The following is a 15,303-nucleotide window of genomic DNA, read 5'->3' as shown; positions in this document are numbered from 1 at the left end:
CTACTTTTTATTCCTGTTCCTCAGCCGCAAGGCCGGCAATGACAAGGTTCACACGGCTTACCGTGACATTGGTCATGTTCTGAACAGCAGACTTGACATTCTCCTGTACCTTTTCGGCCACAGCAGGGATCTTTGCACCAAACTTGACCACCAGATTCAGGGTCAGTTCTGCGGTGCCATCCCGCATCTCCACGGTAACAGGGGGCTGGATGCTGGCAGCAGCCAGCATCTCCTTGACCTTTTTGTTCTGCTTGCCGCAGGAGACCTCGGACACACCGTCCACTTCCAGTGCAGCACAGCGTGCGATCTTGCCGATGACCTCGGTGGAAATTTGCAGGCTCCCGCCCTTAAGATCCATATTCTGTAAATCCATTCTATGGTCCTCCATCTAAAATAAGCGTGTGCTCATTTATTTTATTTCCATCTGTTCAGGGAAGCTTCCCTGTCATTGAATGCTTACGTCTTATTATAGCAAAGTTTTGGAATTTATACAACACCCACCTGCATTTCTTGCCATCTGTTTCTGTTCAACTTGACGGATTCCACTGCGCAAAGTGCAGGCTGCCATACAACACACTGCAAAAACGAGCAGGGCACAATCCGGCGGCACCCGCCGCATCAAAAGGACCCGGGCAGGCAGAGTGCTGAACACGTCCGCCTCCCCGCCCGGCAGCAGCAGATAGAACAGGGCCAGTGAAAGCGGCAGATGGAGCAACCTGGACCGGTAGAGCGGGCGCAGGGTCATTTCCGGCGGGCAGATGGTGCGCACCTGCAGCAACACGGAAAGACCCTGCACGCTCAGTGTTGCACAGCAGAGCAGGCTCCCCCATCGTCCGGTGCGGGAGGCCATGTCACAGCCGGAGCAGACCTCCAGCAGAATGGAACAGAGTGTGCCCGCACCGGCAGGCAAAAGCGCCCCTGCCCCGGCAGCCAGCATCCGGAAAAAGAGGATAAACCCGCAGAGCTTGCAGTACGTTATGGCGGCATCGGCCAGGATCTCATCCAGCCGCGGCGGTGCAGGGGATGCTGGCGCTGCAGATCCCGGTTTGACCGAACGCACTCCTGCAAACCGGTTCAGCAGGGCGGCGGTCAGATAGTTTGCGGTGATCTGTGACGCAAACAGCAGCACGCCAAGCTCTGCACTGCCCAGCAGGCTCTGCCCCACCGTCAGCACCACAAAGGATGGCCCGGAACAGATACAGGCAGGCAGCAGGGCATCCGCTTCCTCAGCCGTAAGCTGACCGGTCCTGACTGCCTGCGCCGCAGCACTGGCCGCTGGTGCAAAGCCACCTAGGAACCCGATGCAGAGCACCCGTGCCGCACAGGGTGTGCGGATACCGATGCCCCACGCCGCCAGACGGAACGGCAGGGCCAGCAGGTCGCTTTCCGGGCATTGGACGAGCAGGCGCGATACCACGAGAAACGGGAACAGCGAGAGCAGCAGCGGCCCGCTGCAGAGGGTCAGCCCTTCCCGCAGAGCAGCGGCACAAACCTCCGGCACTGCAAACGGCAGAATCCCTGCCGCCAGTGCCAGCAAAAACAAACCCATCTGATCCCATCTGAAAAGCTGATTCATACACACGCCCTCCGGTTCCATATATATGTGATACGGGGCGCAGTTTTGCCCGGCGGGGAGGGAGCGGGTGTGAAACAGCAGAAAACCGGGCGGCTCTCCCTGCGCGGCTGGTTTGGCCGGATGCTGCGCCAGCCTCCCCGGGGCTTTTATGGGCAGTCGTCTGTCTATCTGAGCGGCGGTGTGATGGAGATCGAGCACTTCCTCAGGGTGCGCACCTATGAGGAGGGCAGGCTCTGCCTGGAATTCGCGGGCGGGTTGTTCACCGTGTATGGGGACGGGCTTAGAATCGAAACGCTGGCCGCTCACCGAATTACCCTGCGGGGGCGGTTTTTACGCACAGAATTTTCCAGCGATTAGGGAGGGATGCAGCATCTTACAGCTTTGGGCCGGGGCAGCATTTTCTGCCCGGAACGGTGATACCGAGGGCCTGCTCTCCGAAGCTGCACGGACAGGCCTGCATCTCACTGATATCTTCCCTGCTCCCGGCGGCTTTACAGCCCGATGTGCGGCATGGCGTTACCTCCGGCTGGCAAAACTTGCCCGCAAGCGGCGGGTGCATCTGCACATCCGCAAAAAGACAGGGCTGTTTTTTCTCCTGCGGCCCTACCTCCGGCGGCGGGGGCTGTGGGCCGGGCTTTTGCTGTTTGTGCCGCTTTTGCTTTGGTCACAGGGCCTTGTCTGGGCTGTGGATGCTTCCGGCCTGACGACCGGCCAGCAGGCGCGGGCAGCTTCCGTGCTGCGGGAAACTGTTTCCTTGATGCCGGGCAGTATCGTCACGCAGGAAAAACTTGCCGCCGGGGAATATGCTCTGCTCCAGAGCGGTGAATTCTCGTGGGTCAGCCTGAATTTTCTGGATGGGCGGCTGGAACTGGAAGCGGCAGAAGCCAAACCGGTGCCGGAGATCGCCGCCGGAACGCTCCATGGCCTGCGGGCAAAGGCTGCGGGCACGGTGGTCAGCACAAACCTTGTCAGTGGGACAATGCTGGTGGTTCCCGGGCAGGCAGTGGAAAAAGGTCAGGGACTCATCGGCACTGCCCGGGCTGAACGGGACGGCACGCTGATCTTTCAGCCTGCCGCCGGAAGCGTCCGGGCGCAGTTCGAGTGGGAGTTTGCGGAAGAGCTTCCGCTGATGGCTGCCACATACCAGCTGACCGGGAACACTGTCGTTCAGCGAAGGCTTTTCCTTGCCGGGCGGGTGTTCCCATTGCCTTCCCTTTTCTCCCCTGCGGACGATTTCACGGCGGTCACACGGCATCTTCAGCCGGAGCTTCTGGGGCTGATGTTCCCGCTTTCCGTCGAGGAAACCACCTATTACGAACAGGTAGAAAATGAAATTCATTCCTCAGAGGATGAAGCCAGCGCACTGGCCCGTCTGCATGGCTTACAGGCCTTGCAAAATGATTACCCGGACGCAGAATTTGTGGCGCAGAAAGTGGATGTCACAACCGAGAACGATACGCTGCATTACCGGGTGGTCTACACCATCATTGCTGATATCTGCACCTGAAAACGGCCCGGAGTTTCTCGCTCCAGGCCGTTTTCAGGTTACATCTTATGCGTTTTCATTGGGTTCTTCGGCCGCTTCTTTTTTATAAGCAGCCTTCTCCACCAGCTGATTCAGGTCAAAATGATATTTGGTGTGGCAGAAATGACAGACGACCTCACAATCCGGGTCCTCATCCCGGAGCTTTTCCAGCTCCTTGCGGCCCAGGCTCAGCAGCATCTCTTCGGTGCGCTCGGCACTGCAGTCACACTTGTACTGCACCTCGCGCTCATCCAGAACATTGGGGTTGAAGCCTGCCAGTGCAAGGTTCATCATATCCTCGGGGGTCTTGCCTACCCGAAGCAGTTCAGTGACGGAAGGCATTGCGGCGATGTTCTGCTCCAGCTGGGTGATCTCGGCATCGGTGGCACCGGGCAGCAGCTGCAGCAGGAAGCCGCCCGCGCAGGCAATGGTCAGGTCGGTATCCACCAGCACCCCCAGAGCGCAGACGGTGGGCACCTGCTCGCTGTAAGCATAGTAGCTGGTCAGGTCCTCGGCAATCTCGCCGGAGACCAGCGGCACCTGGCCCACAGTGGGTTCTTTCTGCAGGCGGTTGTCACGGATGACAGTCAGCACGCCGTTTTTGCCCACAGCACCGCCCACATCCAGATGGCCGTTTGCTTTCAGCGGCAGCTCTACCAGCGGGTGGTCGATGCAACCCTTGACATTGCCGGTGCCATCGGTACAGGCAACAACCGTGCCGGTGGGGCCGCCGCCCGCCACACGCAGCGTGATGGAATCGCCGTCATCCTTGAGCATGGAGCCCATCAGGGACGCACCGGTGAGCAGGCGGCCCAGGGCTGCGCTGCAGGTCGCACTGGTGTGGTGCAGCTGCTCGGCCGTGCGGACGATCTCAGTGGAGTCCACACCGCAGAACACAACACCGCCATTTTCAGAAATACCGCGGATCAGATTAGACATTTTCTTTTTCCTCCAATTGGGTATACTGCTTGACGGCACAGAAGAAATAGCGCTCGCTCTCTTCGGTCAGGGGGCCGAAGCTCTCACCGTCGCAGACCTTTTCCAGCACAAAGCCGTGCTTTTCCAACGCAGCTCGGATGGTATCCAGGTCGTAGGTATATTCATAGAACTGTTCATGGAAGTGTTCGCCGGTCTCGCGGTAGTCGATGTCCACCGTGATCTCCACCCGGCGGTCCGCAGGGCGATAGTGGTTGCGCCAGACGCAGGCAGCATCCTCTTCCTCAAAGGTAAATACATTCTCCCCCAGCACCTTCTGGTGCTTGTAAGGGGTGTTCATATCAAAGAGGAACACGCCGCCCTCTTCCATGAAAAAAGCCGCGTTGGCAATGGCGGTATCCAGGTCCGGGATGTGGTTGAAGGTATCGAAGGTAGACACCGCGCCACGAATCGTGCCGTAGAGGTCAAGCTTGAGCAGATCCTGCTGCAAAAGCAGCAGCTTACCGGAAAGGCCCAGCTGTTCCGCCTTATCCCGCACGACACAGAGCATCTCCTCGGACTGATCGATGCCGATCATATCATAGCCCGCCTGGGTCAGCATCAGGGTCAGCTCCCCTGTTCCACAACCCAGATCGGCCAGAATACCATCCCGGATATCGTGAGCATTCAGTTCCTGCCGGATCTGCTCATAAAGGGCATCATAGTCGGCTTCGCCGTTGAATTCATCATAGAAATAGGCAAATTCATTGTAGGCCATGGTTTACTCCGCTTCCTCGTCATCGGTGAACTCAGCCGCCACAGCCTCGTTCAACACCGCCTGCAGCTCCGGGATGCCGTAGCCGTTCTCGCCGCTGGTCAGTACCACCTTCTGGCAGCCATAGGGCAGGCAGACCTTTTCAAAATCCTCCTGTGTCTTGGCAAGCTGGCTCTTTTTGAGCTTATCGGCTTTGGTCAATGCCACAACAAAGGGGATCTGATGGTAGTGCAGATACTTCAGCATCTGCAGGTCATCTGCGCTGGGGGCATGGCGGCAGTCGATGAGCTGCACCAGCAGGGTATGATGCCGGGGAGCCTCAAAATAGCTGTTGATGAGGTCATCCCAGCGCTCGCGGTCTGCATTGCTGACCTTGGCATAGCCATAGCCGGGCAGATCCACAAAATAGCAGTTGTCCACCTCATAGAAGTTGATGGTGGCCGTTTTGCCCGGTGTACTGGACACGCGGGCAAGGTTCTTGCGGTTGCACAGCTTGTTGATGAGGCTGGACTTGCCCACGTTGGAACGGCCTGAGAAGCTGAGTTCCGGACGGTCACTTTCGGGCAGCTGGCTGGAAATGCCGTAGCTTGCAATAAAATCCGCTTTGTTGTAATTCATCGTTTGCTCCTTTGATTAGCAGACAGCCCCCGGCTTCGGTTTTTCCGGTGCGGGCGGGATGGCCGCTTCCACCGGCTTTGCCTTTTTGGCGGGGTGCGGATGACGGGCAGAAACGCTCTTGGGCTTAAGCAGAGCGGCATTGAGCACCTGTGCGAGGTCAGACATGGGCAGGAAGGTCAGATTCTTCTTCACCTCGTCATCCACCTCGTACAGGTCCGGAACATTATCCTTTGGGATGAGCACGGTTTTCATCCCCTCACGGTAAGCAGCCATGCTCTTTTCGCGCAGACCGCCGATGGGCAGCACATTGCCGTGCAGGGTGATCTCGCCGGTCATGGCAACATCACCGCGCACCGGGATGCCGGACAGACAGGACACCAGAGCCGTGGTCAGAGTAACACCGGCGCTGGGGCCGTCCTTGGGCACGGCACCCTCGGGGGCATGGATGTGCAGATCGCACTTTTTCAGCCGCTCAGGGTCGATGCCATATTCCTCGGCGTGGACACGGACATAGGTGATGGCCAGCTGGGCACTTTCCTTCATCACGTCGCCCAGCGAACCGGTGACGGTGATCTTGCCGCTGCCATTGTCCATGACCTGCACCTCGATGGGCAGAGTCTCGCCGCCGATGCTGGTCCAGGCCAGACCGTTGGCAATGCCAATGGCGTTGGTCCGGTTGAGAAAATCGGGCTTGACGAAGCGGGGCCCCAGCAGCTCTTCCAGGCTGCTGCCGGTCACAGAAACGTTCTCCGCCTCACCGGACGCGATCTTGCGGGCGCACTTGCGCAGGACACTGGTGATGGTACGCTCCAGGGTGCGGACACCGGCCTCACGGGTGTAGCCGTCAATGATGCCGTAGAGTGCGCTCTGGGAGAAGGTGACCTTCCCGGCCAGACCGCAGGCCTTGAGCTGCTTGGGCACCAGATGCTTGCGGGCAATGTTGTATTTCTCCACCCGGGTATAACTGGGCAGCTCAATGACATCCATGCGGTCACGCAGAGGGCCGGGAATGGCGCTCAGATCATTTGCCGTGGTGATAAAAAGCACATGGCTCAGATCAAACGGCATATCGATAAAGTGATCATTAAAGGTGGTGTTCTGCTCGGGATCAAGGGCTTCCAGCAGGGCAGCAGCCGGGTCACCCCGGAAATCGCCCGCCAGCTTGTCGATCTCGTCCAGCAGCATCAGGGGGTTGGAGCTCTTGGCGGAGATCATGGCGTTGATGATCTTGCCGGGCATGGCCCCGATATAGGTGCGGCGGTGGCCGCGGATCTCTGCCTCATCCCGCACACCGCCCAGGCTGATGCGCACATACTTGCGGTTCAGGCTCTCGGCAATGGAGCGGGCAATGCTGGTCTTGCCGACACCCGGAGGGCCGACCAGGCAGATGATCTGACCCTTGACATCCGGAGCCAGCTTGCGGACAGCCAACACTTCAAGAATGCGGTCCTTGACTTTCTTCAGGCCGTAGTGGTCGCGGTCAAGGATGCGCTGTGCCTTGGCAATATCGAGGTCGTCCTCGGTAAAGCTGTTCCAGGGCAGATCCAGGCAGGTATCCAGATAGGTGCGGATGACCGTTCCCTCCTGATTGCTGCTCTGCATCTTGGCAAGGCGGTCTACTTCCTTGAGCAGTTTCTTCTCCCGCTCCTCGTCCAGATGCAGCTCCTGGATCCTGCGGCGGTACTCCTCGGCCTCGGCCGTGGTATCATCGTCCTCGCCCAGCTCCTGGCTGATCATGTGCATCTGCTCATGCAGGTAGTAATCACGCTGGTTCTTATCCATGGCCTCGTCCACTTTCTGGGCGATCTCCTTGTCGATCTCCAGCATCCGGCGCTCCCGATGCAGGCGTTCCACCAGCAGGCGCAGACGGCCGATGAGGGTGCTCTCTTCCATCACAGCCTGCTTATCCTCAAAGCGGAAGAGCAGATTGGCAGGGATGTACTCGCACAGGAAGGCGGGGTCGTTATTCGAGGTAACGGCAAACACCACGTCCTTGCTGATGCGGGGATTCATGGAAAGCACCGCATCGAAGCTCGTTTTTACGTTGCGGAGCAGGGCCTCCGCCTCGGTCTCTTCCTCTGCCTTGATGGGGCGCACAGGAGCCGGCCGCACCGATGCCAGCAGGAAGCTGCCGTCGGTATCCAGCTCGGTGCGCTTGGCGCGGAACTTGCCCTCCACCAGAATGCGCACCAGATCATCCGAAACACGCATGACCTGCTTGATCTCGGCCACAACGCCGTACTGGTACATCTCCTCTGCCTTGGGGTCCTCAGCCTTCATATCCTTCTGCGCAATGAGGAACACCTCGGATTTATTCCGCACGGCCCATTCCACAGCGGCAATACTCTTGTCACGACCTACCTCAAAATGCAGCAGGTTGTTGGGGAACACCACCAGCCCACGCAGGGCAATGGCGGGAAGATGGAGGATATTGCGCTCCACCTTGACAGTCACTTTTTCAGACATAAACTCATACCTCCCAGCTGCCCCGCGCCAAAGTGCGCTATCCCGGGGGCAGTTTTTTTGTTGGGTAAAAATCAGATTTGATTTATTATATCGGATTCCGGCCCCGGTTGCAACCGGGCAGCTCATCCTTTGCTGTTTTCCTGGATATTATAACCCAGCCGTCCCAGTGCAGGCAGCATGGCCCGCAGGGTGACACTGGTGAGCATTCCCATCACAAGGCCCAGCACCAGCATAATCGGTGCATAGTAAAGGGACACTGCTGTGGAAAGGATGACACTGGCTCCCAGCAGCTGGCCGATGTTGTGGGCCAGCGCGCCGCAGACCGACAGGATGAACCAGGTAGGCCGCAGCGGGCAGTGATAGTAGAGCAGCCACATCACCAGCAGTGAGAGCAGGCCGCCGCAGAGGGAAAGAAAACCTGCCGTCCAGCCGGAGACCAGAAAGACGAAGAACGCCTTCAGCATATCCAGCACAAGGGCCTGTTTTGGCCCCATGAAGAACAGGGCATACATCACCACAATATTCGCCAACCCCAGCTTCATGCCTGGCAAAAGCCCGGGGATGACCAATGTGCCCTCGATGAAGGAAAGCGCCATCGCCAGAGCAAACAGCAGACCTGAAAGGGCGATGCTGTGCGTTTTGTTGTAATTGCGGCGGTTATAGGGCATCATTGTTCTCCTTTGCAGCAGATTATTCTTCACCAGCAGCCTGTTCGTACTGTTCCTGCTCTTCCATTGCCTTTTCCCAGGCAGCAAACAGCTCCTCCTGATGGAAGCGCAGATCACTGAGCTCATCGCTCTTTTGGCGGAGCAGATCGGGGTCATTGTAGACCTCCGGGGAGTTGATCTCATTGTCAAGCTCCACTTCCCTTGCCCCGCAGGCTTCCATTTCATCCTCGCAAGCCTTGATCTTGGCCCGCAGCTCCGCGCGGCGGCGGCGCTGCTCCTTGCCGTGACCGGCCTTGGCGGGCTGATCCCCGGCTTTTTCCGGAGCGGCAGCAGGAGCGGCACGGCCCATCAGGGCATCGTAGCTCGGATACAGGGTGGCCTTGCCATCTTCCAGATAGAGAATGGGACAGCCCAGACTGTTCATCAGATGGCGGTCATGGGTGACCATGAGCAGGGTCCCGGTGTATGCCATCAGGGCCTCGGTCAGGTTCTCGCGGGTGTAGATGTCCAGGTGGTTGGTTGGCTCGTCCAGAAACAGCAGATTGGGCCGCTCCAGCACGATCTCAGCAAAGCGCAGGCGGGCCAGCTCGCCGCCCGAAAGTGCCTCGCAGGGCTTGAACACCGTCTCGCCCCGGAAACCCAGCTTTGCCAGATGGCTGCGCACTTCCAGCTCCGTCATCCGGGGATACTTGTTCCAGATGACATCGATCACCCGGCCCTGTCCCAGACGGTTCTGCTGCTGGGCAAAAATGCTGGGTCGGGCTCCCGTACCCAGCCGTACCATGCCGCCGGAGGGGCGGCGCTTACCATCCAGCACCTGCATCAGGGTGGATTTGCCCGCACCGTTGGGGCCTGCGATCACCAGCCGCTGACCCCGGCAGACCGTGTAGGTAAAGGGTTCCAGCAGGGTGCGCTCCCCGATCCTGATGGTCAGGTTCTTCATCAGCACCAACTCGTTCCACGGCTCCACATCATACTCAAAGCGGAACTTGAGCTGGTTCGTTTCATCCTTTGGTGCTTCCGTGATCTCCAGCTTTTCCAGCTGTTTGCGGCGACTCTGGGCCATCTTGGTGGTGGAAGCGCGCACAAGATTGCGGTCTACATAATCCTGCAGCTTTTCGGCCAGCGCCACATCTGCATCGTGCTGCTTCTGGCGCAGGGCATCGGCAGCTTCCTTCTGAGGCAGATAGGCTGAGAAGTTGCCCTTATAAGTGGTCATGGTCTGGAAGGAGACCTCCCAGATCCTGGTGCAGATATTGTCCAGGAAATAGCGGTCATGGCTGACGACCAGCACGGCACCGGAATAGCCCTTGAGGTAATTCTCCAGCCATTCCATGGTGGCAAAATCCAAGTGGTTGGTGGGCTCGTCCAAGATCAGGACATCCGGCTTTTCCAACAGCAGCTTTGCCAGACGAAGGCGCGTCAGCTCACCGCCCGAAAGCACAGCGATATTCTTCGTCCAGGTATCCTGCGCAAACCCCATACCGGACAGCACCTTTTTGATGTTGACATCCATATTGTAGCCGTCAGCGGCATCAATGATGTTCTGCAAGGCATCGTGCTGTTCCAGCAAAGAGGCATCCTCCGGGCTGGCGGCCATTCTGCGCTCCAGGATCTGCATCTGGGCCATGGCATCCAGCACATGGGCAAAGCAGGAGCGCATCTCGCCGTAGATATCCAACGTGGGGTCGAGCTTTGCATTCTGCTCCAGATAACCCAGCGTCACACCATGGGTCACACTGAACTCACCCTCGTAGTCCGTATATTCGCCGGTCAGGATCTTCAGCAGAGTCGTTTTGCCTGCGCCGTTCTGGCCCACGATGCCGATGCGGTCCTCCCGTTCGACACTGGCCGTGACATCATGCAGGACGATCTTCTCGCCAAAGCTCTTGCCCAGCTTTTCCAAATGTATCAGCATTGTTCGTTTTCCAATCTCTCACACAGGCCGCACAGCATTACAGCTGGTGGCGGCGATTCTTCAGGCCCACATTGGCCAGTTCCTCCGGCTCCATCACCAGCGGATAAAGCTCTTCCAGGCTGCTGATCTCATAGGTAGGAACGACCTTGCCGGGATTCTCGGCGTGGTTGGGGTTATACCAGCAGGTATCCAGCCCAGCGTTCACACCGCCCTGCACATCACTGCTCAGGCTGTCGCCCACCATCAGCACGTGCTCACGGTTCTCCACGCCCAGCGCACGGAGCGCGGCATCAAAAATCTTGCGGTTGGGCTTTTCACTGTCCATTTTTTCAGAAACGAACACATCCTCCACAAAATCCAGAATGCCGGATTCCCGCACACGGCGGCTCTGCACCCGGTCAAAGCCATTGGTCACCACAGCCAGTGTTGCCACTTCGGAAAGCTCCCGGAGCACGTCCAGCACGTTGGGAGAAGCCAGGTCAGGGTGGGTAGAGAGCTGATCCAGATAGAATTTGTTCATCTCCACACCGTTGCCTGCGGCATTCACTGCCTTCAGAAAGCGGGTGAACCGCTCCCCCATCAGCTTGTCCCGGCGGATCTGACCCTTTTCCAGCTGCCGCCAGAGCTCCTCGTTGATGGTGCGGTAGGTCTGCACCGTCTCGGCATCCGGCTCAATGCCGTACTCCCGCAGGGTGTCAGCCAGCGCCTTGTTTTCCGCTGCATCAAAATCCAGCAGTGTATTATCAGCATCAAACAGAACACAGTAGTATTTTGCCATGGTTCATTACCCCTCTTTCATACTTGTGTCATTTTCCGGGACGCTTGTCCCCGATCACCGGGGAATTTTTCCCAGATCAAAAGAACAGCGAGAAGCCAGCCCCGCCCCGGCAGAGCTGGCTTCCGGTTATTCCTGAACTATCTCATAGGTTTCATCATCGGTCTGCACCGGGGAATTGTCCGTGCACGGATCTTGTGCGGCGCAGGGTTTGTCAACGTTTCTGGGCATCTGCTCCTCGGTCACGCCGTTGTCCACATTCTCCCAGTCCATCTCATACCAGTCCACACTGCCATCGGTCACAGTTCCCTCACCGGGCAGCCCGGGGATCTTGATCTCTTCACAGAACATCCGGCTCCCTCCCTTCTGCCCAGCCTATGCGGGCAGACAGAAAAAGGTTTACCGGCTGGCTTCTGCTTCGGTGGAAGCGGAAGCCCCCTCTGCAGGCTCAATATCATTTTCAACCGAAGCGGAGACCGATTCACTGTTGGTCTGCTCTTTGGATTCCGTTTTGCTCTCAGAGGCAGCACTGCTGGAGGACGAAGTGCTCTCTGCCTTGCTCTCCGAGCTGCTGTGAGAAGAAGAGGTGCTCTCGCTCTGGGATTCGCTCTTACTCTCACTTTCCGCCGTGCTGTGGGAAGAACTGCTGCTCGAGCTCTCAGACTTGCTGCTCTCCGAAGAGGACGCGGATGTACTGCCGGAAGAAGTAGAAGAGCTGCCGGAGCTTGAGCTGGAGGCAGGCTCCGGGCTGACCGTGATGGTCAGCGCATTGCTGGCCACGGCGCAGTCGTTGTACACAACCACCGCATAGATCTTATAGCTGCCGCTGGTGATGGCCGAAGCGGACACGGTGACCGTTGTATGGCCTGCGGCCTCCTTCACTTCCTGACCGTTGGCGAACCAATGCAGGTTTTCACTCTTGGCATATTTGCCCTCCAGCGCAGCCTTAAAGACATAGGAGCCGGCGGAAGCCTTGCCTTCCGAGATGTGAACGGAAGCAGCTGCAAACACGGCTGTCACGTCCAGATTCTGCTTGAAGCCGGTATCGGTACGGGTCTTGCTGGTCACGCCATCGCTCCACTTGACGAACACATGGCCCTCCGCAGGGGTGGCCGTGACAGTCAGCGACTGGGATGCATCTGTGATGCCGTATGTCAGGCTGGTCTTGCCGTTCTCGTTCCCACAGCTCAGGGTACCGCCGCCGCTCTTTTCCACCTGATAACGGGCCTCAAACTTGACGCTGGCAGTCTCAGAGCTGCTGACGCTTTCACTCTCGCTGGAAGAAGCGGGTTCTTCCGAGCTGGGGGCCTGCACCGCCGAGCTGGGGTTGGATACATATTCCAGCGTACGGGTGGGGATATTATTGGTGTCCGGGCGGCGATCCTCGGTCTGGTAGGCGTGGGTGCGCAGATAGTTCAGCGCAGCCTTAAGACCGGCGCTCTTGAGGTGGATATCACCGTCCGTGTAGTAATCCAGCTGGCCGTAGCCATTTTCTCCCTTGAGAACCTCAGCCGTATTCAGAAATTTGACCCCCAGCTGTTCACACATGTTGAGCAGCGCCATGTTAAAATCATCGATCTTGGCTTGATCCATGTGGGGGTAATTGGAGTGATTCTCCGGGATAGGAGGCACCGTGTTCACGATGAGATCAGTGTAGGGGTAAGCCTCCTGAATGGCCTGCACCAGCGCGGTATAGTTGCTGATAAAATCAGCCACCTCCATGCCGGTGTCGTTGGTGCCAAAGGTCATCACGACACGGCGGGGCTTCATTTTTGCCACCGCCTGTGCGATGGTGTAGTGGGTGGTGTCATTCTTAAAGGTGACGATTCCTTCGTTCAGGGCCACCTGGGTGCCAATGCCCTCCTTGGCACAGAACTGCTGCAAGGAGATCAGGCCGTTGTTATACAGACGCACGGTGTTGGAGTCTCCCAGAAACAGGGTGCTGTCCAGATATTCCGTGCCCGCATCCGCTGTTTCAGTCAGCAGAGCACTGGAGGTGTTATCGATCTGGTAGTGATTGGCAAGATCTGTGCTTTCGCCGTCCCCGGTGGTGTCCGTCGGCACAGAGCCTGCGGGTGTGCCGGGCGTTTCCGGCTTTCCCCGTTTGAGCAGGGTCAAGGTGATGCCTACGGTCAGCAAAGCCGCCAGTGCGCAGACCACACAGACCAGAACGGCCTGCCGCTGCAGCGATGTCATAGACTGTTTGTCCGATTGATTCTTATGATTCATGTTATATTCACCACTTATCCTATCGTTCAACCGTTTGCACGGCAGGCCAGGAGCTTGTCCGTCAGTTCTTCACAACTTTCCGCCAGCAGCACCGGGCCAAAGGGCTCCAGTTCTTCCCTGCTGCCGTAGCCATACAGGGCACCGGCGGCATCCAGCCCGCAATCAGCAGCACCGCGCATATCATCGTTACGGTCGCCCACCATCAGCACCCGCTTGCCCTGTACACAGGGCTGGGTGAGAACATAGCGCACCACTTCCGTTTTGGTATCCCGGCTCTCATCCATGGACGCGCCGCCGATGAAATCAAAGTAAGGGGCCAGTCCCTGTTCTTCCAGAATGGGGGTCACGACCACAGTCGGCTTGGAGGTTGCGGTGCAGAGCACAAATCCTGCCTCCTTCAGGCGGCGCAGCATCTCTGCCGCACCGGGGTAGGCCGTACCCTCATGGCTGCCCTTTTCGCGGTAACTCTCCCGATAGAGCTCGGTGGCCTCCTCGATTTTTGCAGGGTCAGAAAAATGCTCTCCAAAGCTCTTGCGGAGCGGCGGCCCCAGATAGCGCCGCAGGTTCACATGGGTGACATCCACGCCCATCTTGGTAAAAACTTCTTCCAGTGTATTCAGGATGCCGGGGGCGGAATCGATCAGGGTTCCGTCCACGTCAAATAAGATCACGTCATAGTGCTGCAAGTTCGTTTCCCTCTCTTTCACACATATACACGGTATAGTATAGCACAGAATTGCGCTTTCAGCAATTCCAACAAATCGTTTTTATTCTTTTTATACAAATCGGTCACAATCTGGCCTTAAAACGCAAAATGCCTGCCCGCCAGAATGCGGACAGGCAGGGGGTCATGCAGGCTTATTGGGCTGCAGCGCCGTTATCAGCGGAGGGATAATAGAGGTTATTGGAGATAAACTCCAGCTTTTCCTTCAACACCAGCTCCAGATTTGCCACGGCGTGCACCATGTTGGTGGCCGAATCGTTCACTTCCAGCAGCTTGCACAGGTCGATCTCGTTCATGGCGAGTGCGGTTTTCATCTTCTGGCTCTCGGCGCAGAGGATGTGGCTCAGAGCACTTTCCTGCAGCGCGATACTTTCCATCAGATCGATCACAGCCTGACTCAGGGTAACACGGGGCAGGGCCGGACATTCCAGCGTGGTGGGACAATTGATCGTTGCCATAGGGGACTCATCCTTTCTATATAAGGTGTACCCCATCTTATGTCCCCTGCCGTGCAGCCGTTACTGCTTTTTCTCCTGTGCAGAGATCTTTTCAATTACGCTCTGGTAACCGCCGGTTCCGTATTGGATACAGCGATTGATGCGGCTGATGGTCGCCGTGCTGATCTCTACCTCTTTCACGATCTGGTCATAGGTGCGGCCGTCAAGCAGCAGCTTTGCCGCTTCCAGCCGTTGTGCCATATCGGAGATTTCCTTTACTGTGCACAGATCCTCAAAAAAAGCATAGCACTCCTCCCGGCTCTCAAGGCTCAGGATGGCATCGAACAATGCATCTACGGTCTCGTTTTTTCTGGAATTTTTCTCAGTCATTGCGGTCTCCTCTGCGGCAAACGCCGGAACTTCTGACAGAAAGAATCATATCATGTTATCACTTTAGCACATGAAAGTGCGAAAGTCAAGTCTTTTGCGTGAATCGTTTTCAATTCAACGTGTCCACAGTTTTCTTCTCTTCATAAATGAAATAAAATCACCTAAAATTTTTTGCCTGATTTTCTGTCGAATTAGCACATCCTCTGAACTGCTCCGAAATATATTGACAAATTATGAAAATGGGGATAAAGTATACACAATTTTCAGGCAAAGGAGCCACAGCGTGA

Annotated in this window: 16 protein-coding genes; 2 read left to right on the top strand and 14 right to left on the bottom strand. The window is 57.3% G+C overall.

Annotated features, from left to right (window positions below):
- Positions 1–7: 7 nt before the first annotated feature.
- Both P0G09_RS03050 and P0G09_RS03045 read right to left on the bottom strand, forming a co-directional pair.
- Entirely contained in the window at positions 8–388 is a 381-nt protein-coding gene (locus P0G09_RS03050) for an Asp23/Gls24 family envelope stress response protein (protein WP_275251888.1), read from the bottom strand.
- Positions 389–466: 78 nt separating this feature from the next.
- Positions 467–1,576 (bottom strand): hypothetical protein, encoded by a 1,110-nt coding sequence (locus tag P0G09_RS03045; RefSeq protein ID WP_275251887.1) that lies wholly within the window; start codon positions 1,574–1,576, stop codon positions 467–469.
- Between the two features lie 69 nt (positions 1,577–1,645).
- On the opposite strand from P0G09_RS03045, the gene P0G09_RS03040 reads away from it, so the two are divergent.
- Together P0G09_RS03040 and P0G09_RS03035 are read left to right on the top strand one after the other, a co-directional pair.
- The gene (locus tag P0G09_RS03040) at positions 1,646–1,933 is read left to right on the top strand and encodes a YabP/YqfC family sporulation protein (RefSeq protein WP_275251886.1); all 288 of its coding nucleotides are present in this window, start codon (positions 1,646–1,648) and stop codon (positions 1,931–1,933) included.
- The gene (locus tag P0G09_RS03035; protein ID WP_275251885.1) at positions 1,845–3,083 is read left to right on the top strand and encodes a sporulation protein YqfD; all 1,239 of its coding nucleotides are present in this window, start codon (positions 1,845–1,847) and stop codon (positions 3,081–3,083) included. The genes P0G09_RS03040 and P0G09_RS03035 overlap by 89 nt, the downstream gene beginning before the upstream one ends.
- 45 nt (positions 3,084–3,128) lie before the next feature.
- Here P0G09_RS03035 and hslO read toward each other — a convergent pair whose 3' ends face one another.
- The 12 genes from hslO to P0G09_RS02975 all read right to left on the bottom strand — a co-directional run bounded on the left by hslO (position 3,129) and on the right by P0G09_RS02975 (position 15,016).
- Positions 3,129–4,040, bottom strand: a complete 912-nt coding sequence (gene hslO / locus P0G09_RS03030; protein ID WP_275251884.1) for an Hsp33 family molecular chaperone HslO — start codon at positions 4,038–4,040, stop codon at positions 3,129–3,131.
- Positions 4,033–4,794 carry a class I SAM-dependent methyltransferase gene (locus P0G09_RS03025; RefSeq protein WP_275251883.1) on the bottom strand — a complete coding sequence of 254 codons (762 nt, stop codon included), beginning with the start codon at positions 4,792–4,794 and terminating at the stop codon, positions 4,033–4,035. Before P0G09_RS03025 ends, hslO begins: the two co-directional genes overlap by 8 nt.
- Positions 4,795–4,797: 3 nt before the next feature.
- The gene (yihA, locus tag P0G09_RS03020; RefSeq protein WP_005932873.1) at positions 4,798–5,409 is read right to left on the bottom strand and encodes a ribosome biogenesis GTP-binding protein YihA/YsxC; all 612 of its coding nucleotides are present in this window, start codon (positions 5,407–5,409) and stop codon (positions 4,798–4,800) included.
- Between the two features lie 15 nt (positions 5,410–5,424).
- Positions 5,425–7,875 carry an endopeptidase La gene (gene lon, locus P0G09_RS03015; protein ID WP_207683844.1) on the bottom strand — a complete coding sequence of 817 codons (2,451 nt, stop codon included), beginning with the start codon at positions 7,873–7,875 and terminating at the stop codon, positions 5,425–5,427.
- A gap of 122 nt (positions 7,876–7,997) precedes the next feature.
- Positions 7,998–8,576: a Gx transporter family protein gene (locus P0G09_RS03010; protein ID WP_275251882.1), complete on the bottom strand. Its 579-nt coding sequence runs from the start codon at positions 8,574–8,576 to the stop codon at positions 7,998–8,000.
- The gene (locus tag P0G09_RS03005; protein ID WP_275251881.1) at positions 8,566–10,461 is read right to left on the bottom strand and encodes an ABC-F family ATP-binding cassette domain-containing protein; all 1,896 of its coding nucleotides are present in this window, start codon (positions 10,459–10,461) and stop codon (positions 8,566–8,568) included. Before P0G09_RS03005 ends, P0G09_RS03010 begins: the two co-directional genes overlap by 11 nt.
- A 37-nt stretch (positions 10,462–10,498) precedes the next feature.
- Positions 10,499–11,239, bottom strand: a complete 741-nt coding sequence (locus P0G09_RS03000) for a YjjG family noncanonical pyrimidine nucleotidase (protein WP_275251880.1) — start codon at positions 11,237–11,239, stop codon at positions 10,499–10,501.
- 126 nt (positions 11,240–11,365) lie between these two features.
- Positions 11,366–11,587, bottom strand: coding sequence for a hypothetical protein (locus P0G09_RS02995; protein ID WP_275251879.1), 222 nt, complete (start codon positions 11,585–11,587; stop codon positions 11,366–11,368).
- Positions 11,588–11,635: 48 nt separating this feature from the next.
- Entirely contained in the window at positions 11,636–13,432 is a 1,797-nt protein-coding gene (locus P0G09_RS02990) for an SGNH/GDSL hydrolase family protein (RefSeq protein ID WP_275251878.1), read from the bottom strand.
- A gap of 59 nt (positions 13,433–13,491) precedes the next feature.
- On the bottom strand, positions 13,492–14,151 hold the full coding sequence (locus P0G09_RS02985) for an HAD hydrolase-like protein (protein WP_035394092.1): 660 nt from the start codon (positions 14,149–14,151) through the stop codon (positions 13,492–13,494).
- A gap of 172 nt (positions 14,152–14,323) precedes the next feature.
- On the bottom strand, positions 14,324–14,647 hold the full coding sequence (locus P0G09_RS02980; protein ID WP_035394090.1) for a hypothetical protein: 324 nt from the start codon (positions 14,645–14,647) through the stop codon (positions 14,324–14,326).
- A 60-nt stretch (positions 14,648–14,707) separates the two neighbouring features.
- Positions 14,708–15,016, bottom strand: coding sequence for a YerC/YecD family TrpR-related protein (locus P0G09_RS02975; protein WP_275251877.1), 309 nt, complete (start codon positions 15,014–15,016; stop codon positions 14,708–14,710).
- Positions 15,017–15,303: the final 287 nt, after the last annotated feature.

Source organism: Faecalibacterium sp. DFI.5.82 (assembly GCF_029076575.1).
Taxonomy (GTDB): domain Bacteria; phylum Bacillota; class Clostridia; order Oscillospirales; family Ruminococcaceae; genus Faecalibacterium; species Faecalibacterium duncaniae.
Note: the sequence above shows the minus strand (reverse complement) of the source record. Positions and strands in the feature narration are given on the sequence as shown.